Consider the following 21926-nt stretch of genomic DNA (forward strand, 5'->3'; position numbering starts at 1 on the left):
GCGCGCCCGGGCCCGTGCCGACGGCCCCTGGAGGACCACGATGACCGCTCTCCCCCTCGACCCCGGCGCGCTCGACCCGCACTCCGCCGCCCGCACCCGCGGGCCACGCGGCCGGGCCGGGTCGGGGCAGACGCTGTACGCCGAGCTGGCGGCACAGGTCCGCGGCATGGGCCTCCTGCGGCGCCGTCCCGGCTGGTACCTCACCCGCATGGTCGCGGGCACCCTCTTGCTAGCGGGCCTGCTCGCCGCTCACGTGCTGCTCGGCGACACGTGGTGGCAGCTGCTGCTGGCCGGCGGTGTGGCGGTCGTGCTCACGCAGCTGGCGTTCCTCGGCCACGACGCCGCCCACCGGCAGGTGTTCACCGGCGGCCGCGCCAACGACTGGACGGCGCTCGTCCTCATCAACCTGCTGCTCGGCATGAGCCACTCGTGGTGGACCGGCAAGCACAGCCGCCACCACGGCAACCCCAACCGCGAGGGCAGGGACCCCGACCTGGGCTCGAGGGCCGTCGCGATGACCCCGGCCGCCATGGCCGCGCGCACCCGACCCGGCTCGTGGCTCGCGCGCAAGCAGGGCTGGTTCGTGTTCCCGCTCATGCTGCTGGAGGGCCTCGCGCTGCACGCCCACGGCCTCCGGGTCGTGTTCGGTCGCCGCGGCTTCCGGCGCCGCTGGCTGGAGGCCGCGTTCCTGGTGCTCCGCCTCGGCGGCTACGTCGCCCTCGTGGCGGTCGTGCTGCCACCGGGCAAGGCCGCCGCGTTCCTCGGGGTGCAGCTGGGGCTCTTCGGGCTGTACATGGGCCTGGCCTTCGCCCCCAACCACATCGGCATGCCGGTGCTGCCGCGGGAGGCCGAGCTCGACTTCCTCCGCAAGCAGGTGCTCACGAGCCGCAACATCGCGGGCGGGCGCGCCGTCGACGAGCTCATGGGCGGGCTCAACCTGCAGATCGAGCACCACCTGTTCCCGAGCATGCCCCGCCCGCACCTGCGGCTCGCCCGCCCGGTCGTCGAGGCCTTCTGCCGCCGCCACGACATCTCCTACGCCTCCCCGTCGCTGCTCACCGCCTACGGCGAGGTACGTCGCTACCTCGACGGCGTGGGGCAGCGGCGCGCCGACCCGTTCTCGTGCCCCTTCGTCGCCCGGTACCGGCTCGTGGCCCCGCCCACCGGCTGAGCGCCCGTTTCCGGTGCCCCCGGGTAGGGCACAGCACGACCATGACGACGCCCCCCTACGCCGCCGGCCCCGACACCGAGAGCCGTCCCGGCGAACAGGTGCCCGCGCCCGCGTCGGTGCCCCCGACGCTGCTGCGCGACTGGGTGGTGTGCGGCCTGGTCGCCGCGACCGCGCGGTTCGTGCCGCTGCCCGTCCTCGACGACGCGCTCGCGGCCCGGGCCGTGCGCGAGTCGGTCCGCCGCACGCTGCGGGCGTCGGGGCGCACGTACCCGTTCGAGCGCGTCGAGGACCTCGTCGACCGTCCCGGCAGCCTGCTGGGGGCCGTCGCGGGGCTGCCGGCCAAGGTGCTGCTGTGGCCCGCCCGCAAGTGGGTCCGCCTCGTCGGGGCGGTCCGGGGTGTGCCGGCGGACCTCACCCGCGTGCTCGCGCTGTCCCGGACCACGCACCGTGTGCTGCAGCGGGGCGGTCTCGCCGACGACGCGGACCCGGCCGGGCTCCGGCGCGAGGCCCGCGCGGTGAGGCGCGCGGTCGACGCCGTCCTCGACGAGCTCGACCTCCGGCTCGTGCAGGCGGTGCTGCGGGACGCCGTCGGCGGTGCCCGCGGGCTGTCCGGCGCGCTCGTCGACTACGCCCGCGAGCGCTTCGACCGGGACCGGGGCGACGGCGGGCTCGAGCCGGGCGGCGACGTCGACGCCGGGGTCGACCGCGTGCTCGCGGCGCTGCGGCAGCCGGAGGTCCGGCGACTCGTCGCCGAGCTCGACCGACGGGTGGACGAGCGGCTCGAGGGCACCGCCGCCTGAGCCCTACCGCCGCGGCGGCCCCGCGACCTACGGTCCGTCCATGCCGCATCACAAGTTCCTGCTCGACGAGGAGCAGATGCCCACCCGCTGGTACAACATCGTGCTGGACCTGCCGGAGCCTCCCCCGCCGCCGCTGCACCCGGGCACGCACGAGCCGATCGGCCCGGAGGCGCTCGCGCCGCTGTTCCCGATGGCGCTCATCGAGCAGGAGGTGACGACCGAGCGCTTCGTCGACATCCCCGAGGCCGTCCTCGACGTCTACCGGCTGTGGCGGCCCTCGCCGCTGTACCGGGCGCACAACCTCGAGCGGGCGCTCGGCACCCCGGCGCGGATCTACTACAAGTACGAGGGCGTCTCCCCCGCCGGGTCGCACAAGCCGAACACCGCCGTCCCGCAGGCGTACTACAACGCCCGGGCCGGCGTCCGGCGGCTCACGACGGAGACCGGCGCCGGGCAGTGGGGCACCGCGCTCGCCTTCGCCTCGGCGCTGTTCGGCCTGGAGTGCGAGGTGTGGCAGGTCGGGGCGAGCTACGACCAGAAGCCGTACCGCCGCACGATGATCGAGACCTTCGGCGGGACCGTGCACCGGTCCCCGAGCGCGTTGACGGCCGCGGGCCGGGCGGTGCGGGAGCGGCAGGCCGACCACCCCGGGTCGCTCGGCATCGCGATCTCGGAGGCCGTCGAGGTCGCCGCCCAGGACCCCGAGGTCCGCTACGCCCTCGGCAGCGTGCTCAACCACGTGCTGCTGCACCAGACGGTCATCGGCGAGGAGACGCTGCTGCAGCTGGAGCTCGCCGGGGAGACCCCCGACGTGGTCGTGGGCTGCACCGGCGGCGGGTCGAACTTCGCCGGGCTCGCGTTCCCGATCCTGCGCGAGAAGCTCGCCGGCCGGATGGACCCGGTCATCCGCGCCGTGGAGCCGGCCTCGTGCCCGTCGCTCACCCGCGGCGTGTACGCCTACGACTTCGGCGACACGGCCGGCCTCACGCCGCTGATGAAGATGCACACGCTCGGCCACGACTTCGTGCCGGACCCCATCCACGCAGGCGGTCTGCGCTACCACGGCATGGCGCCGCTCCTCAGCCACGTCTACGAGCTCGGGCTGGTGGAGGCGGTGGCGGCGCCGCAGTCGGAGTGCTTCGCCGCGGGCGTGCAGTTCGCGCGGACGGAGGGCATCGTCCCGGCGCCCGAGCCCACGCACGCGCTGGCCGGCTGCATCCGCGAGGCGCTCGCGTGCCGCGAGAGCGGGGAGGAGAAGGTCATCGTGACGGCGCTGTGCGGGCACGGGCACCTCGACCTCGCGGCGTACGACTCCTACCTGCACGGCCGCATGGTCGACGAGGACGTCACGCCGCAGCGCTTCCGCGACGCGCTCGCCGGGGTACCGGTGCTGGGGTAGGCGGGCCCGCCCGCGGACCTCAGCCGAGGTAGACGTCGTCGCTCGTCGGGTCCACCGGCAGGTCACCGTCGACGACCGCGAGGACCGTCATCCCGGTGAGGCGGAGCTCGCCGCCGTAGGTGGTGAGGAACGCGGTGTCGGCGGCGTCGCGGCCCGTCGCGATCCGCACCATGGCCGGGCGGGGGGCGAGTCCGGTGGAGTCGACGAGCGTCCAGCGCTCGCCCACGAGCACCTCGGTGACCGCGTGGAAGTCCATCGGCGCGAGCCCCGGCGCGTACACCGACACGAGCCGCGCGGGCACGCCGAGGGCCCGTAGCAGGGCGACCACGAGGTGGGCGTGGTCGCGGCAGACGCCTGCGCCCATGAGCAGCGAGTCGACGGCGGAGTCGGTGCCGCGGCTCGAGCCGGACACGTAGGCGATGCGCTCACGCACGAAGGCCACGACCCGGTCGCGGACGACGGCCGGGTCCTCCCCCTCACCGTCCTCGCGCACCCCGGGGCCGAGCTGGGCGACCGCGAGCGCGGCGAGGCGGTCGGAGTCGCCGTAGCGGCTCGGCCGCCGGAAGACCGTCGCGTCCAGACCGGTGACGGGCGTGGGAGCGGCCCGGCCCGTGACGCGCGCGTCGTAGCGGACCTCGAGCCGTCCCGGGCCGCACCGCAGCACGTGGACGCGGCTGGGGGTCGACGGACCGGGGTCGTCGAGCTCCGTCGGCTGCAGCGGGGCGCCGTCGAGGGTCACCTCGAGCCGCTCGTCGACGTCGAGGCCGTCGGCGCGGGCGACCGCGACCTGCAGCTCGAGGTCGACCGGCGACAGGACGTCCGCGGTCAGGGAGGAGGAGACGGTCCGCTGCATGTGCCGATCCTCCCAGCCGCACGGGGTGCGCCCGGCCGCCCGCGGGGGCCGGCGTCGGTGACGTGCGGCACGCTCCGCCCGTGACCCGTGCAGTCCCTCACGCGACCTCCTGGCTGCTCCGGGTGCCGCGGCCGTTCGCGCCGGCGCCGCTGCGGGGGTTCCTGGCGGCGCACGCGGTCCCGGGCCTCGAGCTGGTCGACCCGGTGGCCGGCACCCACACACGCCTCGTGCGGACGGGCGCGGGCGCGGTCCGGGTCGTCGCCCACCTCGCCGACCTCGTCGACGGGAGCCTGCGGGTCGACGTCGAGCCGGTCGCAGGGCCAGGCGGCGCGGGCGAGGCAGAGGGCCCGGAAGGCGCGGACGCCCCGGGCGGGGTGGAGACGGTGACCGGGGCGGACGGGCTCGCGACCCGGCTGCGGCGCTGGCTCGGGCTCGACCGGCCGGCCGGCGTCGACGAGACGCTCGCCCGCGACGCGGTGCTCGCGCCGCTCGTCGAGCGCCGTCCCGGTCTCGTGGTGCCGGGCAGCGCCGCTCCCTTCGAGACGGCGCTGCTCGCCGTCCTCGGCCAGCAGGTCTCCCTGGGCGCGGCCCGGACCTTCGCGGCCCGCCTGGTGGCGGGACTGGGCGAGACGGTGGGCCACGACGGCCCCGACGGCCCCGACGGCTCGCGGGGCGGACGGCTGCGGCTCCTGCCCTCGCCCGGGGTGCTGGTCGCCGCGGGCGTCCCGCGCGTGCGCGCGGTCACCGGGGTGACGGGCGCGAGGGCGGCGACCCTGGTCGCGCTCGCGGCCGCGGCCGTCGACGGGCTCGACCTCGAGGCGGCACGTGACGGTGGCCCCGAGGCGGTCGACGACGTGACACGGCGGCTGCTCCGCCTGCCGGGCGTCGGCCCCTGGACGGCCGGCTACGTGCGGATGCGGGCCCTCGGCGACGCGGACGCGTTCCTCGCCGGCGACCTCGTCCTGCGCCGCGCCATGGGTGCCGACCGACCCGCCGACGCGCTGACGCGGGCGGAGGCGTGGCGGCCCTTCCGCGCGTACGCGGCACTGCACCTGTGGACCGACGCCGTGCCCGCTCTCACCGGGACGCCTCAGCCGCCGACGGCGAGCACCCGCCCGACCGCCCGCAGGGCCTCCGGCTCGGGCCGGTAGTACACGTTCGCACCGCGCCGCTCCTTGCTCACGAGGCCGACCTCGAGCAGCTGCTTGAGGTGGTGGCTGACCGTCGGCTCGCTGAGCCCGACGTCCGGCGCGAGGTCGCACGTGCACGCCTCGCGGCCGTCCGCGGCGAGCAGCAGCGCGACCAGGCGCAGGCGGACGGGGTCGCCGAGGGCCCGGAGCCGGGCGGCCACCGCGACGGCCTCCGGCTCGTCGAGCGGCCCGGCCTCGCACAGCGGACCGCAGCCCACCGGGTCGGTGTCGGCGAGGACGGGTCGTGTGCGCGCCACGACGTCGATGGTCGCACAGGACTTGACACATGTCGAAGAGCCGACGAGGCTCTGGGTTGCCTTCGACGTCTGTCGAATACCTGGGCGACCAGGACGCGCGCCGGAGGTCCACACGTCACGACCGCAGGAGGCCGCCGCATGCCCACCACCGAGACCCGCCTCGTCCAGGAGCGCGCCGCCGAGCTGACGCGGGAGGCCTGCGAGGCCGCGCTGAGCCGCCGTGCCCGGGACGCCCGGCGCCAGATGGCCCGCGAGGCCGCCCGCGCCGCGCGGGGTGGCGCGAGCCGCCGGTCCGGGGCCGCGGCGCCGGGTGCCGTCACCCGCGGTACCCGGGTCGGGCTCGCCGTCCTGGCAGGTCGGGCGCGCTCGACGGTCGCGGCCGCGAGCGTCCCCACCTCCCGCACTGGCGAGGTCTGCTGCGGATGAGCACGCAGCCGCCCGCCGGGGCGCGGCCCACGGTCCGGGCGGCGGACGAGACCGACCGGACGGCGCTGGCCGGGCTGCTGCGCTCGGCCGGTCTCCCGCTCGACGGACTCGACGAGGCGTGGCGGACGGTCGTGGCGGTCGTCCCGGCCGGCACCGCCGCGGCCCCGGTCGTCGTCGGCGGGGCGGCGCTCGAACGCCACGGCTGCGGGAGCGACACGGCCCTGCTGCTCCGCTCCGTCGTCGTCGCGCCACCCTGGCGGGGTACCGGGACCGGCGCCCGCCTCGTGCGGCACCTGCTCGACGGGGCCGCCTCCACGGCGGCGCCGCAGGCACCCGTCGCGCTCCTCACCGAGACCGCCGGTGACTGGTTCGGCCGGCTCGGGTTCCGGGTCGTCGCGCGCGAGGACCTGCCGACCGCGCTGTCGGCGTCGGTCCAGGTGGCCTCGGCCTGCCCGGCGAGCGCGGTCGCGATGCTGAGGGCACGGGACACTGGGGGTGCGGCGACGCTCCCGTCGCCGTGACGGCGCGACCGAGAGGCCCCGATGATCGAGATCCTCACCGCCCGCGAGCTCGACCGCGCGCGACGGACGGGCGCGCTCGTCGGCGACATCCTCCGGCGCCTGTGCGAGCGGGCGACGGTCGGCACGAACCTGCTCGAGATAGACAGCTGGACGCGGGACATGATCGTCGAGGCGGGCGCGACGTCGTGCTACGTCGACTACTCCCCGTCATTCGGCCGCGGCCCGTTCGGGCACTACGTGTGCACGTCGGTCAACGACGCGGTGCTCCACGGCCGCCCGCGCGACCAGGTGCTGCGCGACGGCGACCTGCTGAGCCTCGACCTCGCCGTGGTGCTCGACGGCGTGGCGGCCGACTCCGCCGTCAGCGTCGTGGTCGGCGACGCACGACCGGCCGAGAGCCTCGCGCTCATCGAGGTGACCGAGCGCGCGCTCGCCGCCGCGATCGGGGCCGTCGGGCCCGGCGCCCGGCTCGGCGACGTGTCGCACGCGATCGGCGAGGTGCTCACCGGCGCGGGCTACCGCGTCAACACGCAGTTCGGCGGGCACGGCATCGGCTCGACCATGCACCAGGACCCGCACGTGTCCAACGCGGGGCGCCCGGGTCGCGGCTACCGGCTGCGGCCGGGGCTCCTGCTCGCGCTCGAGCCGTGGGTCATGGCCGACACCGACGAGCTCGTCACCGACGCCGACGGCTGGACCCTGCGCAGCGCCACGGGCTGCCGCACCGCGCACAGCGAGCACACCGTCGCCGTCACCGAGGACGGCGCCGAGGTCCTCACCCTCCGCTCGGCCTGAGCGTCCCGGCGGTCCTCGTGCGCACTCCGGCGCCCGCCGCTCCGGCACCCGCCGCTCCGGCACCCGCCTAGCATCCGACGGTGGTGACGGACGGGCGGGTGGCGAGGGACGCCACGGAGGTCGACGCGGCGGCCTGCGCGGCCGTGTACGCGCCCTACGTGCGCGACACCGCCGTGTCCTTCGAGCTCGAGCCGCCCGACGCGGCCGAGATCGCCCGACGCATGGCGGTCGCGCAGGCCGCGCACGCGTGGCTGGTGCTCGACGACCCGGGGCGGGGGGTCGTCGGGTACGCCTACGGCGGCGCGTGGAAGGTGCGCGAGGCGTACGCGTGGACGTGCGAGGTCAGCGTGTACGTCGCCGCCGGCCGGACGGGTGGCGGGGCCGGTCGCGCGCTGTACGCGGCGCTGCTGCCCCGCCTCGCCGGCCTCGGCTACCGCCGGGCGGTGGCGGGCAGCACGCTGCCCAACCCGGCCAGCGAGGGCCTGCACCTCGCGTGCGGCTTCGAGCAGGTCGGGGTCTTCCGTCGGGTCGGCTGGAAGCTCGGTCGCTGGCACGACGTCGCGTGGTTCCAGCGCGACCTCGACGCGCCCCGGCCACCTCAGGAGAACAGCGCGCTGTAGCCGTTGAGGGCCGGCTGGCCGCCGAGGTGGGCGTACAGGACGGTCGAGCCCGCGTCGATCTCGCCGTTCGCGACGAGGTCGACCATCGCGGCCATCGACTTCCCCTCGTACACGGGGTCGGTGACCATCCCCTCGGTGCGGGCGGCGAGGCGCATCGCCTCGAGCGTCCGCTCGTCCGGGATGCCGTAGACGCCCGCGTGGTAGCGCTCGTCGAGCTCCACCTCGTCCTCGCGCAGCTCGCGACCGAGGTCGAGCAGGTCGGCGGTGCGGCGGGCGATGCGCAGCACCTGCGCGTGGGTCTCGGCCGGCTTCGCCGACGCGTCGACCCCGAGCACGCGGCGCGGGCGGGCGCCGTCCGCCTCGAGCGCCTTGAAGCCCGCGACCATGCCCGCCTGCGTGCTGCCCGTCACCGAGCACACGACGACCGTGTCGAAGAAGACGCCGAGCTCCTCCTCCTGCTGGGCGACCTCCTCCGCCCAGCGGGCGAAGCCGAGCCCGCCGAGCGGGTGGTCGGACGCGCCCGCGGGGATCGCGTACGGCGTGCCGCCGGACTCGCGGACGTCGGTGAGCGCCTGCTCCCAGCTCTCCTTGAACCCGATGCCGAAGCCGGCCCGCACGAGCCGCACGTCGGCCCCGGCGAGCCGGCTCAGCAGGATGTTGCCGACCTTGTCGTAGACGCTGTCGGGCCAGTCCACCCAGCTCTCCTGCACGAGCACGCAGCGCAGGCCCGCCCGGGCGGCGACGGCCGCGACCTGCCGGGTGTGGTTGGACTGCACGCCGCCGATCGACACGAGCGTGTCGCAGCCGGTCGCGATCGCGTCGGCGACGAGGTACTCGAGCTTGCGGGTCTTGTTGCCGCCGTAGGCGATGCCGGAGTTGCAGTCCTCCCGCTTGGCCCACAGGTCGGCCCCGCCGAGGTGCGCGGTCAGGCGCTCGAGGCGGTGCACGGGCGAAGGCCCGAACAGCAGCGGGTAGCGGTCGTGGTCGGCGAGCGCCATGGGGGCCTCCGGGTGGGCTGAGGGGGACAGCCGGGACGCTAGCGACCGGGACCGGGTCCGCGGGCTCGCGTCCGCGTCCGGCCGCGGCTCCGCCCGGGTGCAGTCGCGCCGAACGACCTCGCGTGGTGGCCCGAACCGTCATGCTCCCCCCCGTGAACCCCGTGCGGCCGCTGCGCCGAGTGGTGCCGCTGCTGCTCGCGCTCGCGGTCGTCGTCGTGACGCTGCCCGCTTCCGAGCCCGCCCGCGCCTCGGCGGGCACCACCACAGGCACCACCACACGCGCTACCCCAGGCACCACGTCACTCACCGCGTCGAGCAGCTCGGCGGGCACGACGGGGACGGCTCCCGTGGTCGTCACCGACGTCCCCGTCCCACCACGCGCCGCCGCCCCGCGCGTCGCGGTCGTCGCGAGCAGCGAGGCCGGCCTCCTGGTGGCCGAGGAGCCGCTGGGGCGCCCGGAACCGCTCGTCAGCGACGCCGTGTGGCTGCCGGTGGACGGCCCTCCGGTCCGGCGGACGCTGTACGGCACCGGTCCGTTCGCGCTCGCCGGGTCGGTCCTCGTGCACCAGGACCCCCGATACGGCTTCCGCGCCGAGCAGGTCGCGACCGGGTCGCTGCTGCACCTGTACGGGCACCCGCTCAGCGTCGGGTCCGACGGCGTCCTCACGGACGAGGGCTCCGAGGCCCCGGCGGACCAGCGCCTCACCGTGCACTCTCACGAGCGAGGCATCGTCGGCGTCAGGGGGCTCGTCGGCGACGTCGACCTGCGGAGCGTGCCCCCCGTGCACACCGACGTCGCCGTCGTCTCGACGACGGACCCCGCGACAGGGGCACGGCGAGCCTTCGCGGTCCACACGCCGTCGGCCACCGCCAGGCGTCTGGACACGGACCTGGACGTCGTGCCCGGGACAGCGGTCCAGGGCGGCGACGTGCTCGCGTGGTGGTCTCGCGAGAGCGCAGCGGACGGCACCTCCCCGCGTGCCCGGGTGAGCCGCACGACGCTGGTCGACGGCGCCCCGGGTCCTGTCGTCCACAGCGAGCCGTGGCCGGGCGACGGGTCCGGCGAGCTCCCGGCCATCGTCCTGACCGGCGGGCAGGTCCTCCTCGGCGGGCGCCCGTACACCCTGCCGGTACGCGCCGAGCCGGAGCCGCCGCCGACGCCGGTGCTCAGGCTGGCCGACGACGGTCGCCTCGTCCCGGTCGGGCGGGCCTCGCCCCTCCTGTCCTACCCGGGCGGTCGGGTCGTCCGGTCCGACGGCGAGCAGGTCGTCGTCGAGCCGGCACCCACGGACGACCGTGACCCCGTCACGAACCTGCTGTGGCGACCGCCGGCGCAGCGTGCCCCGGCGAGGGGCGTCGCGCTCGACGGTCCGCGGCTGCTCGTCGCCGCTGCCGACGTGCGGTGGTTCGACCCGGCCACGCTGGGCGCGCCGGTGCCCTCGCCCTCCGGCGTCCTCGCGGACGAGGCGTCGTGGGGGGTGGTGGCCCACCGAGGCGGAGCCCTCGTCGAGCTGCCGTGGAGCAAGGGCCTGGTGACGGCGGCCGTGCCGGGTGCACGCCCACCGGGCGGGGAGGCGGGGAGGGAGCTGCCCGAGGCCGACCGCGTCGGGCAGGGCGTCGGCTCGCTCTCTGGCGACCACCACCTCACGTGGCCGCCTGGGGGCTCCCTCAGGGAGCGGCTCCTGGTCGACCTCTCGGACGGCAGCAGCACCGGCCTGGGGGAACCGGTCGCCCTGCACGACTCGGTCCTGTGGCGGACGGCCGAGCACGCCCTCCTCGACGAGCGGCTCCGACGACGGGGGGCGGCGCCCGACCTCCTCGTGGGCCGCGACCTCCGGACCGGGGGCACGCGCACCGTCGCCACGGCGCCCGGGTGCGACCCCGGGGAGGCTGTCGAACCGGGGATGCAGGCTGCGGGCCGCTGGCTCCTCGTCCGCTGCAGGTCCGCTTCCTGGCAGCTTCTCGACGTGCTGGACGAGCGCGCGCCCGAGCAGCTCGGCGACCTGTCCCACCCGCGGCTCGGCAACGGCGCGCTGCTCCGCACCGTGCGCGACGACGACGGGCACGTCCTGCAGTGGCGATCGCTCGGCGTGCCGGGAGCGGGCTGGGAGCACCTCGGTCCCGTGGTCCCGGACCACCGGCTGAGCCCGTCGGTCGTGAGGTCCGAGACGGTGGCGGTGACGACCTGGGGACCCACCGTCTCGGTCGCGTGGGTGACTCCCGACGGAGGCGTGCGGCATGCGAGCCTGCCGGGCCCGGTCGTGGAGCCCTCCGCGCCGGACGGGGCCGCGTCGCCGCCACCGCCCGCCACCGACCTCGCCTTCTCCTACCCCGACGACGGTGACGTCACGGTCTCGTGGCAGCACCCCGGCGGCGGCCAGGCGCTGGGGCACCTGCTGGTGGTGCGGTTCGCCGGCGACCCGTGGCCGCAGACCGTGCGCCTCCTGGACCCCGGGGCTCGCAGCGCGGCTCTCGACCTCCACCCCCGCCGGGCTTACACGGTCGAGGTCGCCACGGTGGGCCCGGGTGGCACGGCCGGCGCCGTCGCGGCGGACGTGACCTCCCGGCTCGTACGACCGGCCGCACCGAGCGGACTGACCCTCGACCCGAGCGACGACGCCGACCGCACGACGACGCTGGAGTGGGTCCAGAGCGTCGGTCGGCCGGCTCCGACGACGTTCGACGTGCACGTCGACGGGCGGCTGTCGTCGACCCACGGCTACGCCTCGACGCGCGTGCGCGGCGACCTCCACCGGGTGGTCATCCCCACCCCGGCGGCCGGGAGCTACCGCGTGCGCGTCGTCGCCCGCCTCGGCGAGTGGGCCGAGTCGTCGGTCGAGGTCAGCCGCTACCTACCGGGTCCCGACCTCGTCGCGCCACGCGTCGTCGCGACGTCGCTCCCCTCGACGTCCGCGACGTCCTCGGTGCGGTACACCTTCACGGGGTCGGACGACCGCGTGCTGCCCCACTTCCAGGTACGGGCCCGCAGCGCCCACGTCCGGGAGCCGCTCGGGCCGTGGCTCGTGCCCACGGCCTGGGCGGAGGTGCACCCCGCCCTGGGCGCCGTGACCGTCGCCCTGGCCGAGGGGGAGACGCGCTGCCTGCAGGTCAGGGCGGGTGACAGGGCCGGGAACTGGTCGGCGTGGTCCGCCGAGCGCTGCGTCACCCGTGCCGTCGACGACCGGCACCTCGTCGCCTCCGGCGCGCACACCCGTCAGGCGTCGTCCGCGGCGATGATGCGCACGGCCACCCGCCTGGACCGCAGCGGCAGCCACGTGCGCCTCACCGCGAACCGCACCGACGCGGTGTGGCTGGTCGCGACCCGGTGCCCGACGTGCGGTGTCGTCGAGGTCATGAACGACGGCGTCGTCCTCGCGCGCGTCGACCTGCGCAGCACGTCGACGCGAGCCCAGCAGGTGGTCCGCGTCCCGCTCGGCCGGCCGCAGCGCACCGGGACGTTCGCCGTCCGGTCCGCGTCGGACCGGCCCGCACACGTCGACGGCCTCGTGCTCCGCTCCTACTAGCAGGACCTCGCCCTGCGTGCAGGACCTCGCCCTGCGTGGAAGACCCCGCCCGGTCGTGCGCTGTCAGAGCAGCCGGTCGTCCTGCTCCGTCCGCAGCCGGAGCCAGCGGTAGCCGTAGCCGGCCAGCTCGACGCTCGCGCTGCCGTCCTCGGCGACCTCGACCCGGGTGCCGTCGAGCAGGTCGACGAGCGTGCCGTCGTGGGCGTCGTCGGCGAAGGAGACGTCGACGGTCACGGGGCGGTCGGCGAGCGCGTGCAGGGCGAGCATGACCTTGCCCTCCCACCGCACGACGTGCGCGAGCACGTGGTCGTGGGGGGTGTCGAGGACCTCGAGCGCGCCCCAGCCGAGCTCCGGCGACTGCCGGTAGCGGCGCGCGAGGTGGGAGACGAACGCGAGCAGGCTCGTCGGGTCGTCGGTCTGGTCGGCGACGTTGACGTGCTCCGGCCCGTACGCGCCGGTCGTCACGGGGTTCGGCAGCCGGTCCGGGGGCGCGGTCGAGAACCCGCCGTTGGTGCCCGAGGTCCACTGCATCGGCGTGCGGACAGCCTGCCGGTCCGGCGCGTCGAGGTTCTCCCCCATCCCGATCTCCTCGCCGTAGAACAGGACGGGGGTGCCGGGCAGGCTGAACATGAGGCTGTACGCCATCTTGAGGCGTCGCTGGTCCCCGTCCGGGGCCTCGCCGAGCATCGGCGGCAGCCGACGGCGCAGCCCGCGGCCGTACAGCTGCATGTCGGGGTCCGGGCCGAAGGCGTCGAACACCTCCTGCCTCTCGGCGTCTCCCAGCTTGTCGAGCGTGAGCTCGTCGTGGTTGCGCAGGAAGCTCGCCCACTGCGAGCGCTGCGCGATCGCGGGTCGGACCCGCAACGAGCGCGCGAGGACGGTCGCGTCCTCGCGGGCGAGGGCGAGGTACGTGTGCTGCATGCCGACGAAGTCGAACTGCATGTCGAGCTCGTCGCCGTCGCCGCCGCCGAAGTACTCGCACTGCTGCTCGCGGGGCAGGTTGACCTCGCCGAGCAGGATCGCCTCGCCCTTGCGACGGGACAGGAACTCGCGCAGGTACCGGAGGAAGTCGTGCGGGTCGGGCGCGTGGCCCTGCGTCTCGGGGTGGTCGGGGGTGACGAGGAACGGCACCGCGTCCACGCGGAAGCCGTCGACGCCGAGCTCCAGCCAGAAGCCCATCACCTTCGTGATCTCCTCGCGCACCGCGTCGTTCGCGACGTTGAGGTCGGGCTGGTGGGCGTAGAAGCGGTGCAGGTACCACTCGCCGCTGCTCTCGTCGAGGGTCCAGATGCTGTCCTCCTCGTCGGGGAAGACGACCTGGTCGGACGTGTCCGGCGGCGGGTCGGAGCGCCACACGTAGTAGTCGCGGTGCGGGGAGTCCTTCCCCTCCAGCGCCGAGCGGAACCACGGGTGGTCGCTCGAGGTGTGGTTGACGACGAGGTCGATGATGACCTTCATGCCGCGCTCGCGGGCCATGCGGACGAACGGCACGACGTCGCCGAGGCTGCCGAGCCGGTCGTCGACGCCGTACCAGTCGCTGATGTCGTAGCCGTCGTCGCGGTCGGCGGTCGGGTAGAACGGCATGAGCCACAGGCACGTGACCCCGAGGTCCGCGAGGTGGTCGAGCCGGCGGACCAGCCCGACGAGGTCACCGCACCCGTCGCCGTCGCTGTCGAAGAAGGTCTCGACGTCGAGGCAGTACACGACGGCGTTCTTCCACCAGAAGTCGGCCTGCGCCGCGGTGCTGCTCACGGTGCGGACCCCGCGAGGACGCTCGTGCGCGCCGGCTGCACCGGCGGCGGGACGGTGACGTCGAGCTGCGGGAGCACGTGCTCGCCGTAGGCGTCGACGAAGGCGTCCTGCTCCTGCCCGACGTGGTGGACGGCGATCTCGCTGAAGCCGAGGTCGGCGAAGCCCTGGAGCCACTCCGCGTGCCGTCCGGGGTCGCTGGACACGAGCACGGTGCCGCGCACCGCGTCGGGCTCGACCGACTCCCCGACGGCGTCGAAGTGCTCGGGGGTCTCCAGGTCCCAGCACACCGGGGGCGGGAAGACGTTGGTGCGCCACTGGTCGTGGGCGATCGCGAGCGCCTCCTCGTCGGTCGGCGCCCACGAGACGTGCACCTGCAGGCGAAGCGGCCCGGGGCCGCCGGCCTCCCGGTAGGCGTCGACGAGGCGGCGGAGCGTGTCGTGCTCGGCGTTGACGGTGACGAGACCGTCGGCCCAGCCACCGACCCAGCGGGCGGTCGCCTCGCTGACGGCGGGCCCGACGAGCGCGGGTGCCACGTCGGGGCGGGTCCACAGCACCGCGCGGTCGACGGTGACGAGGCCGTCGTGGCTGACGGTCTCGCCGTCGAGCAGCCGCCGGATGACGTCGACGCACTCCAGGAGCCGCTGGTTGCGCAGCTCCTTGCGGGGCCACGCGTCGCCGGTGATGTGCTCGTTGGAGTTCTCGCCGGTCCCGAGGGCGACCCACAGCCGCTGCGGGAACATCGACGACAGGGTCGCCATGGCCTGCGCGACCACGGCCGGGTGGTAGCGCTGGCCGGGGGCGTTGACGACCCCGAACGGCAGGCTCGTAGTCGCGAGCGCGGCGCCGAGCCAGGACCACGCGAAGCCGGAGTGGCCCTGCCGGGCGCTCCACGGCGAGAAGTGGTCCGAGGACATGCCGAAGGTGAACCCCGCCTGCTCCGCGCGCTGCACGGCGCGCAGCAGGGCGGTGGGGTGGACCTGCTCGTGGGAGGCGTGGAACCCGATCGCGGTCATCGGAGGTCCGGTACCCGAGCCGTCCCCGCACGAAACGACCGCCCGGCGGTTCCTCAGCCGGGACCGGGTGCGGCCCGCGGCGCCGAGATGACGAGCCGTGCACCGCCGGCGTCCTTGGCGGCGTACATCGCGCGGTCGGCGCGCGCGAGCAGCCGCTCGACGCCGTCGCCGGCGCACCAGGCGACGCCCATGCTCGTGGTGACGGTGAGCCCGTCGACGTCCAGCCGACCCAGACCGGCGCCTATGCGGCCCGCGACCGCGTCGGCCTCGGCGGCGGTGAGCGGCCCCCGCAGCAGGACGGCGAACTCGTCCCCCGCGATCCGGACCGGCACGTCGCCCTCGCGCACGGCCGCACGCAGCGCCGCGGCGACCGCCCGCAGCACGGCGTCACCTCGCTGGTGGCCGTAGGAGTCGTTCACCTGCTTGAAGCGGTCGACGTCGAGGTACAGCAGGGCACCACCGCCCGGACCGCCTCGACCCGCCGCGTCCAGGACCGTCCGGTTGGCCAGACCGGTGAGCGGGTCCGTCCGGGCGAGGTCGTCCAGGCGACGCAGCGCCTCGTGCAGGCGGGCCGACCGCCACGCGATGACCTCGCCCGTCACGACGTACAGCGGCAGGGCGTACGTCACCGTCCACGGTGCGTGGCCCGGGGCCGACCCGGCCACGAGGGGGACGACGTAGGCGACCGCCGCGAGAGGGGACAGCGCGGTCGCCGTGCCCCTCGGGTGCCACAGGCCGACCCAGACGAACAGCAGGAGGAAGAAGGCGCCGTAGCGGTAGGCGTCGGCCGCCGCGAGGTAGTTGTGGACGCCGATGAGCAGCATGCCGACGGGCACGAGCAGCAGCGTCCAGCGCACGGGCACCCGCCGCCACGGCAGGGCCGCCACCGCGGCGGCGACCAGGAGGGTCGCGAGGGCGACCCAGCGGACGGCGACGAGGTCGAGCCCCGGGGCGCTGGGCACGAGGGTGGACGCGAAGGTGAGCACGCCTGAGGCGAGCCCGATGACGCTGAGGCTCAGCGCCGCGGCCCGTGCGGTCGTCGTGGCCGGGGCGTGCACCCCCAGGTCATCGACCCGGCGCCCCTCGCACCTGAGCCGCGGGCGGCGAGGTCACCCGACGTCCCCGCCCGTCACACCGGCGGGCGGTAGCGGTGGACGAACGGCTGGGCGCCGGGCGGCGGCTCGGTGAGGTAGACGACGACCCGGCAGCCGGGGTCGCCCAGCGCGATGCGCTCCTCCAGCAGCACACCGGCTCCCTCGGGGCTGTTGCGCGCCGCGATGCCGCCGAACACGCTCGAGGTCATCCGGCACAGCGACGGTGCGGCCATGACGGCCTCCCCGAAGGGGCACCGGTCGTTGACGAGGACGATCCGGTCCTCGTCGACGCTCGTGACGGTGAAGCCCCCGTCGATGGCGTGCTTGAGCCGCACGTAGCAGTCGGCGAGCTGCTCGGCGCTCAACCGCTCCACCACCGCCTCCGCCTCGCGGTAGGCCTCCTCCATGCGCCCGCCCACGTCGGCGCCGACCTGCGCGACCGCCGCCTCGGCCGCGTCGGGGCCGTGGTCGAACTCCAGCGCGCGGGCCATCTGCACGACGAGGGCACGCAGGAACGGCTCCTTGCCGAAGCTGCCGTCGGGGTTCGCCTCCTCCGGCAGCGGCAGGGCGCCGGCGGTGCGCCGCGGCGGGTCGTGGCTCAGCTCCTCGCGCTTCTTGACCGGCAGGACCGCGGTGACGACCATGCCTCCGCTCCTGCGCACCTGCGCCTCGAGCCGGTCGCTGAGGGTGGCGACGAGGAACAGCCCGCGCCCGCTCTCGCCGAGCAGGGCGAGCTCGAGGTCGTCGAGGTCCTCCAGCCCGCTCGGCGGGTGCTCGGGGTCGGGGCCGCGGTCGATGGGCGAGCGACGGACCTCGCCGAGCAGCGACGGGTCGAAGCCGGGTCCGAGGTCGAGGACGCTCACCGTCGGCGCGACCTCGCGCCAGCTCAGCGACACCCAGACGGGTCCCCCGGCGTGGCGGAGGGCGTTGCCCACGAGCTCCTCGACGACGAGCTCGGCGTCCGCGACCTCCGCGTCGGGCGCCGCGTGCCGGTGCAGGTAGGAACCGACCTCGTGGCGCAGCGACCGGAGCGCGAGGGCGTCGCCCGCGTGCAGGTACCAGTCCACCCCGGCAGTGTGCACCTGCGGCACGGTCGCGTCGCGGCGCCGCGGACAGGGCCGCACGGCGGACGCGCACCCGGCGGCGGCCGGCACCGGGCTGCGGACCCGTCCGCGGGTGGCTCGCGGGGCTGCGCACCCGACCGCGGGCCACCTGCTCCCGGGAAGGACCGGGGCGGCACCTCAGGGCGGCCCGGTGGCGACTGCCGCCGGACCCGCCCCCCAGGAGGCGTCCCGGCCGCGGCGCGAGCCGGGGTCTCCCCGCAGCCGGCGCAGGAGCTGCTCGACGTAGTGGTGGTGGGGCGCCCGTGCCCGGCGGTTGCGCTCCCTCGCGTGGAGGTGGCGGACCAGGGGGTGCCCCGTCGGCGTCGTGGTCACCTCGAGGTGGCCGAGGTGCACGGCGGTGTGGCACGAGCCGCAGAGCAGGCAGCAGTTGCCGAGGTCGGTGCGGCCGCCGTCGGCCCAGTGGACGACATGGTGCGCGTCGCACACGTGCGCCGGCGCCCCGCAGCCCACGCAGCCGCGGTCGCGCGCCTCGAGGGCGCGGCGCAGGTGGACGTCGACCAGGCGCGAGGTCCGCCCGAGCTCGAGGAGCTCGGGCAGCAGCGGGTTGCCCGCCCGGTCCCACACGCAGCGCTGCACGACGGCGTCGCAGGAGAGCCGCCGCAGCGCGTACCAGTCGAGCTCCTGACCGGTCAGCGTGGCGGCCCGCCCCGTCGGCGGGGACGGCACGACGTCGTCCCCGAGCGCCAGCGGGGGCGGCACGTCCGCGAGCTGCTCGGCGGTGGTGTGGACGACGACCCGGGGTCGCTCGCCACGCGACGGCCCGGCCGTCCCGAGCCCGACCTGCGCGAGGTCGAGGAGGGCGTCGGCCCGGCGCTGGCGTGGGGTGCGCTCGTCCCTCGCGGGGACCGGGCCGCCCGTCAGGGGGTCGTCCCCGCCCGACGCGTCGACGGGGCCCTCGTCCGCGGGGACGGGGGCGGTCGGCCGGGGTGCGGCGTAGGCGTCGAGGGCGCGACGGAGGACGGCGCCCGCCGCCGCGTCGAGGGCGAAGCTGCCGACGCACATCCCTGTCGCGTCGTCGGCGAGGTCGAGGAAACGGCGCTCGTGCGCGCGCGGGTCGAAGCGGTGGACCCGGTCGGGTGCGAGCCGCTCCAGCAGGGCCCGGCAGGCGGTGCGCAGCTGCCGCGGCGTGCCCTCGGGAGCGAGGTCGACGAAGAAGTCGGTGAGGACGCGCCGGTCCTCGGGGTCCCTGCGCAGGTGGGTGGGCACGGTGTCGAGGCAGCGGACCGCGACGTCGACGTGCGCCCTCGTCACCTCCCCGTCGGCGAGGCGCCGGCCGAGCTCGTGGAGCACCTCGCCGGGGGCCGTCGCCCGCGCCGCCGCGACGTCGGCCCTCGCCTGCCCCGGTCCGAGGGGCGCGGAGACGCGCAGGAACCGTCCCGTCGAGGCACCGACCACGAGCGCCGCCACCCCGACGTCCGGCCCGGGCCGATCCGCAGGAAGGTCCGCCGCCGAGACGCGGCGCCGGTCGATCTCACCGACGGCGGCGAGGTACGTGGCCTCGACGGCCGACCTCAGCCGGAGCAGCCCCTCGCACGCGTCCAGCAGCTCGGCGTCGCCCGTCCGCCAGGGACCCTCTGCCGGCGCCGCCGGGACCGCCGCCATGGCTGGGACGGCCTCGGACGGACGCTCCCCCGGCGGGCCGGTCAGCGCGCGGTGGACGCTCGCGCAGCGCTCGAGCAGGTGGCGCACCTGCTCCGCGACACCGGCCCCGTCCCCCATCCGCACACGATGGCGCCACCCCCGGACACAACCCCGTCGGGCAGGTCGTGCGGCCGCCGGCTCCGCGAGGGCCGACGGTGGCGCCGGCTCAGGGACGCTCTGCCGCGGCGGCCCGCTGCTCCCGCACGTCGACCTCGCGCGGCTCGTCGGGCTCGTCGGGCTCCTCGATGTGCTCGCCGAGCACCCGCAGCCCGAGCACGACGGCGGCGGCCGCCGGCAGCCAGACGAGCCACCACGGCACGCCGAGGCCGACGAGCAGCAGCGCGCCGACGCTCACCCCGCCCGCGAGCAGGGCGTACGGCGCCTGGGTGCGGACGTGCGCGACCGGGTCGCAGCCGGAGGCGAGCGAGCTGAGGACGGTCGTGTCGGAGATGGGCGACACGTGGTCGCCCCACACCGCCCCGGCGAGCACGGTCGACACCGAGGCGTACAGCGCCGGCAGCAGCGCGTCGCCGGTCTGGCCGGCGCTCTCGGCGACCGCGACCGTCAGCGGCACCGCGAGCGGCATGAGGATCGCCATGGTCCCCCACGACGTACCGGTCGCGAAGGCCGTCGCCGCGGCCACGACGAACAGGACGGCGGGGACCACCCACAGCGGCAGGCCCTCGCCGAGCAGGTCGGCGACGTACTGCGCCGTGCCGAGCTCGTCGGCGACCGCCGACAGCGCCCACGCGAGCACGAGCACGATGAGGACGTAGACGACCGACTTCACGCCGGCGAACCACGCCTGCACGGTCTCGCCGAGCGACAGGATCCGCTGCCCGACCGTCATGGCCCCCGCGACGACGACGGCGAGGACCGAGGCGTAGACGAGGGACGCGTAGGAGTCGGCACTGCCGACGATGTCGCGGACCGAGCTGCCCTCACCGGTGACGAAGAGGAAGCCGATGGTGCCGCCGACGAGCACGACGAGCGGGACGACGGCGTTGAGGAGACGGTGCGGGGCGCCGTCCTTGGGCGAGAGCTCCGGGTCGGTCGTCGCGGCGAGGTCGCCGTCGCTGGCGGGCGAGCCGCCGATCGCGCGACGCTCCGCCGCCCGCATCGGGCCGATGTCGCGGGCCATGAGGGCGACGGCGAAGACGAGGACGAGCGCGAGCACCGGGTAGAAGCGGTAGGCGATGCTCGACACGAACACGCCGTAGGCGTTGGCGTCGACGCCGGCGGTGTCGAGCGCCTCGTCGATGAGGCCGACCTCGAAGCCGATCCACGTCGAGATGAGCGCGATCGAGGCGACCGGCGCGGACGTGGAGTCCACCAGGTACGCGAGCTTCTCCCGGCTGATCCGCAGCCGGTCGGTGACGGGGCGCATCGAGTTGCCGACGACGAGGGTGTTCGCGTAGTCGTCGAAGAAGATGGCGAAGCCGAGCGCGCCCGTCGCGGTCTGCCCGCGCCGGCGGTTGGTCGCCCACCGGGTGACGGTGTCGACGACGCCGAGCGTGCCGCCGTTGCGGGCGATGATCCCGACCAGCCCGCCGATGAGGACGGTGAAGACGACGATCGAGGCGTGGCTCGTGTCGCCGTCCGGCGGGGCGAGCGCCTCCAGCACCCACCGGTTGGCGACGGCGAGCAGGCCGCTGAAGAGGCCTGTGAAGGTCAGGCCCTCGACGAGCCACGCGCCGACCCAGACGCCGACGAACAGCGACGGGAGCACCTGGCGGGACACGAGGGCGGCGACGATCGCGACGAGCGGTGGGGCGATGCTCACCCAGCCGGGCAGGTCCATGGCGCTGTCCTCCCCCGACGCGGACGCGCCGTCCGATCCGCAGAGGCTAGACCCGGGACGCGATCCCCGCAGGAGGGCGCGCGGTGAGGGGTCGTCGCTACCGTTCCGCGCGTGGAGAGCGAGGGTGCCGGTCGCCGGGTGGTCGTGACGGGCGCGGCCGGGGGCATCGGCCGGGGCATCGCGCCTCTGCTTCCGGGCACGTGGCGGGTGACGGCGACCGACCTGCACCCGGTCGACGGCATGGTCTCGCTCGACGTGACGGACGTCGGCGCGTGCCGCGCGGCCTTCGACGGCGCCGACGCCGTCGTGCACCTCGCGGCCGACCCGGACCCGCGGGCGGGCTGGGAGTCCCTGCTGCCGACGAACGTCGTCGGCGCGTACGCCGTCGCGCAGGCCGCCGCGGACGCGGGCGTGCGTCGGCTCGTGCTCGCGAGCAGCCTGCAGGCGCTGTCCGCGGCGCCGGGCCACACCCAGCTCCGCCCCGGCGACGCACCGCGACCCGCGGACCTCTACGGGGCGACGAAGGCGTGGGCCGAGGCGCTCGGCTCGTGGGTGGCCGCGACGTCGGCCACGACCGTCGTGGCGCTGCGGATCGGCTGGTTCTTCCCCGAGCGACCGCCCTCCGACGTCGTCCCGCGCGAGCGGTCGGCGTGGCTGAGCCCACGCGACGCCGCCGCGCTCGTCCGCGCGTCGGTCGAGGCGGAGGTCGACGGGTTCGTCGTCGTCAACGGGACCTCCGCCAACCGCTACCGCCGGGCCGAGCTCGCGGAGACGACGGCAGCGATCGGGTACGAACCCGTCGACGACGCCTGGGGATGACGCGGGACGCGCGAGGGAGGGACCCGGGTGCGGAGCTGGTGTCGACCTTCGGGACATGCTTGACGGATCTGTGTCGGTAGATCCTTGACACTCATTCGTTTGTGATCTTGGCCCGGCGGGCCGCGGCG

19 protein-coding genes are annotated in these 21926 nt (G+C 75.8%); 10 read left to right on the plus strand and 9 right to left on the minus strand.

Annotated features, from left to right (window positions below; all coding sequences use genetic code 11):
* Nucleotides 1–40: 40 nt before the first annotated feature.
* Genes WAA21_RS09820 through WAA21_RS09830 form a run of 3 tightly spaced genes read left to right on the plus strand, consistent with a single transcriptional unit; the run spans nt 41 to nt 3370 of the window.
* On the plus strand, nt 41–1171 hold the full coding sequence (locus tag WAA21_RS09820; RefSeq protein WP_336922608.1) for a fatty acid desaturase family protein: 1131 nt from the start codon (nt 41–43) through the stop codon (nt 1169–1171).
* 41 nt (nt 1172–1212) lie between these two features.
* Nucleotides 1213–1971: a hypothetical protein gene (locus WAA21_RS09825; RefSeq protein WP_336922609.1), complete on the plus strand. Its 759-nt coding sequence runs from the start codon at nt 1213–1215 to the stop codon at nt 1969–1971.
* Nucleotides 1972–2011: 40 nt separating this feature from the next.
* Entirely contained in the window at nt 2012–3370 is a 1359-nt protein-coding gene (locus tag WAA21_RS09830) for a TrpB-like pyridoxal phosphate-dependent enzyme (protein ID WP_336922610.1), read from the plus strand.
* Nucleotides 3371–3389: 19 nt separating this feature from the next.
* Here the strand turns inward: WAA21_RS09830 and WAA21_RS09835 are convergent, their stop codons facing one another.
* Nucleotides 3390–4223 (minus strand): transglutaminase-like domain-containing protein, encoded by an 834-nt coding sequence (locus WAA21_RS09835; RefSeq protein WP_336922611.1) that lies wholly within the window; start codon nt 4221–4223, stop codon nt 3390–3392.
* An 80-nt stretch (nt 4224–4303) separates the two neighbouring features.
* On the opposite strand from WAA21_RS09835, the gene WAA21_RS09840 reads away from it, so the two are divergent.
* Nucleotides 4304–5374, plus strand: a complete 1071-nt coding sequence (locus tag WAA21_RS09840) for a DNA-3-methyladenine glycosylase 2 (RefSeq protein ID WP_336922612.1) — start codon at nt 4304–4306, stop codon at nt 5372–5374.
* On the opposite strand, the gene WAA21_RS09845 is transcribed toward WAA21_RS09840, so the two are convergent.
* Complete coding sequence (locus WAA21_RS09845; RefSeq protein WP_336922613.1) at nt 5314–5670, minus strand: helix-turn-helix domain-containing protein; 357 nt, start codon at nt 5668–5670, stop codon at nt 5314–5316. The genes WAA21_RS09840 and WAA21_RS09845 overlap by 61 nt on opposite strands.
* A 138-nt stretch (nt 5671–5808) precedes the next feature.
* On the opposite strand from WAA21_RS09845, the gene WAA21_RS09850 reads away from it, so the two are divergent.
* The 4 genes from WAA21_RS09850 (at nt 5809) to WAA21_RS09865 (ending at nt 8032) form a co-directional block, all read left to right on the plus strand.
* Nucleotides 5809–6096, plus strand: a complete 288-nt coding sequence (locus WAA21_RS09850) for a hypothetical protein (RefSeq protein ID WP_336922614.1) — start codon at nt 5809–5811, stop codon at nt 6094–6096.
* Nucleotides 6093–6617 carry a GNAT family N-acetyltransferase gene (locus WAA21_RS09855; protein ID WP_336922615.1) on the plus strand — a complete coding sequence of 175 codons (525 nt, stop codon included), beginning with the start codon at nt 6093–6095 and terminating at the stop codon, nt 6615–6617. The genes WAA21_RS09850 and WAA21_RS09855 overlap by 4 nt, the downstream gene beginning before the upstream one ends.
* Before the next feature lie 21 nt (nt 6618–6638).
* The gene (gene map, locus WAA21_RS09860; RefSeq protein WP_336922616.1) at nt 6639–7412 is read left to right on the plus strand and encodes a type I methionyl aminopeptidase; all 774 of its coding nucleotides are present in this window, start codon (nt 6639–6641) and stop codon (nt 7410–7412) included.
* 80 nt (nt 7413–7492) lie between these two features.
* The gene (locus tag WAA21_RS09865) at nt 7493–8032 is read left to right on the plus strand and encodes a GNAT family N-acetyltransferase (protein ID WP_336922617.1); all 540 of its coding nucleotides are present in this window, start codon (nt 7493–7495) and stop codon (nt 8030–8032) included.
* Here WAA21_RS09865 and WAA21_RS09870 read toward each other — a convergent pair.
* Nucleotides 8011–9030, minus strand: coding sequence for a 1-aminocyclopropane-1-carboxylate deaminase (locus WAA21_RS09870; protein WP_336922618.1), 1020 nt, complete (start codon nt 9028–9030; stop codon nt 8011–8013). The two genes, WAA21_RS09865 and WAA21_RS09870, sit on opposite strands and share 22 nt — an antisense overlap.
* A gap of 152 nt (nt 9031–9182) precedes the next feature.
* Here WAA21_RS09870 and WAA21_RS09875 point away from each other — a divergent pair, with 152 nt between their 5' ends.
* Nucleotides 9183–12554: a hypothetical protein gene (locus WAA21_RS09875; protein WP_336922619.1), complete on the plus strand. Its 3372-nt coding sequence runs from the start codon at nt 9183–9185 to the stop codon at nt 12552–12554.
* Between the two features lie 63 nt (nt 12555–12617).
* Here WAA21_RS09875 and WAA21_RS09880 read toward each other — a convergent pair whose 3' ends face one another.
* The 6 genes from WAA21_RS09880 to WAA21_RS09905 all read right to left on the minus strand — a co-directional run bounded on the left by WAA21_RS09880 (nt 12618) and on the right by WAA21_RS09905 (nt 20979).
* A complete protein-coding gene (locus WAA21_RS09880) occupies nt 12618–14306 on the minus strand; it encodes an alpha-amylase family protein (protein WP_336922620.1) in 1689 nt (562 codons plus the stop codon).
* Nucleotides 14303–15319, minus strand: coding sequence for a TIGR03885 family FMN-dependent LLM class oxidoreductase (locus WAA21_RS09885; RefSeq protein WP_336922621.1), 1017 nt, complete (start codon nt 15317–15319; stop codon nt 14303–14305). Before WAA21_RS09885 ends, WAA21_RS09880 begins: the two co-directional genes overlap by 4 nt.
* A gap of 53 nt (nt 15320–15372) precedes the next feature.
* Nucleotides 15373–16377: a GGDEF domain-containing protein gene (locus tag WAA21_RS09890; RefSeq protein ID WP_336922622.1), complete on the minus strand. Its 1005-nt coding sequence runs from the start codon at nt 16375–16377 to the stop codon at nt 15373–15375.
* Between the two features lie 71 nt (nt 16378–16448).
* Nucleotides 16449–17495: an ATP-binding protein gene (locus WAA21_RS09895; protein ID WP_336922623.1), complete on the minus strand. Its 1047-nt coding sequence runs from the start codon at nt 17493–17495 to the stop codon at nt 16449–16451.
* Nucleotides 17496–17654: 159 nt separating this feature from the next.
* Entirely contained in the window at nt 17655–19256 is a 1602-nt protein-coding gene (locus WAA21_RS09900) for an HNH endonuclease signature motif containing protein (RefSeq protein ID WP_336922624.1), read from the minus strand.
* A gap of 88 nt (nt 19257–19344) precedes the next feature.
* Complete coding sequence (locus WAA21_RS09905; protein ID WP_336922625.1) at nt 19345–20979, minus strand: Na+/H+ antiporter NhaC family protein; 1635 nt, start codon at nt 20977–20979, stop codon at nt 19345–19347.
* A gap of 111 nt (nt 20980–21090) precedes the next feature.
* On the opposite strand from WAA21_RS09905, the gene WAA21_RS09910 reads away from it, so the two are divergent.
* Nucleotides 21091–21798 carry an NAD-dependent epimerase/dehydratase family protein gene (locus tag WAA21_RS09910; protein WP_336922626.1) on the plus strand — a complete coding sequence of 236 codons (708 nt, stop codon included), beginning with the start codon at nt 21091–21093 and terminating at the stop codon, nt 21796–21798.
* Nucleotides 21799–21926: the final 128 nt, after the last annotated feature.

Origin of the sequence: Aquipuribacter sp. SD81, from assembly GCF_037153975.1 — a bacterium.
Classification (GTDB): Bacteria; Actinomycetota; Actinomycetes; order Actinomycetales; family JBBAYJ01; genus Aquipuribacter.

Excerpts from the sequence above, each read along its gene's own strand:
- WAA21_RS09820 (WP_336922608.1), top strand. The coding sequence starts at position 41 with ATGACCGCTCTCCCCCTCGACCCCGGCGCGCTCGACCCGCACTCCGCC.
- WAA21_RS09825 (WP_336922609.1), top strand. The coding sequence starts at position 1,213 with ATGACGACGCCCCCCTACGCCGCCGGCCCCGACACCGAGAGCCGTCCC.
- WAA21_RS09830 (WP_336922610.1), top strand. The coding sequence starts at position 2,012 with ATGCCGCATCACAAGTTCCTGCTCGACGAGGAGCAGATGCCCACCCGC.
- WAA21_RS09835 (WP_336922611.1), bottom strand. The coding sequence starts at position 4,223 with ATGCAGCGGACCGTCTCCTCCTCCCTGACCGCGGACGTCCTGTCGCCG.
- WAA21_RS09850 (WP_336922614.1), top strand. The coding sequence starts at position 5,809 with ATGCCCACCACCGAGACCCGCCTCGTCCAGGAGCGCGCCGCCGAGCTG.
- WAA21_RS09855 (WP_336922615.1), top strand. The coding sequence starts at position 6,093 with ATGAGCACGCAGCCGCCCGCCGGGGCGCGGCCCACGGTCCGGGCGGCG.
- map (WP_336922616.1), top strand. The coding sequence starts at position 6,639 with ATGATCGAGATCCTCACCGCCCGCGAGCTCGACCGCGCGCGACGGACG.
- WAA21_RS09870 (WP_336922618.1), bottom strand. The coding sequence starts at position 9,030 with ATGGCGCTCGCCGACCACGACCGCTACCCGCTGCTGTTCGGGCCTTCG.
- WAA21_RS09885 (WP_336922621.1), bottom strand. The coding sequence starts at position 15,319 with ATGACCGCGATCGGGTTCCACGCCTCCCACGAGCAGGTCCACCCCACC.
- WAA21_RS09900 (WP_336922624.1), bottom strand. The coding sequence starts at position 19,256 with ATGGGGGACGGGGCCGGTGTCGCGGAGCAGGTGCGCCACCTGCTCGAG.
- WAA21_RS09905 (WP_336922625.1), bottom strand. The coding sequence starts at position 20,979 with ATGGACCTGCCCGGCTGGGTGAGCATCGCCCCACCGCTCGTCGCGATC.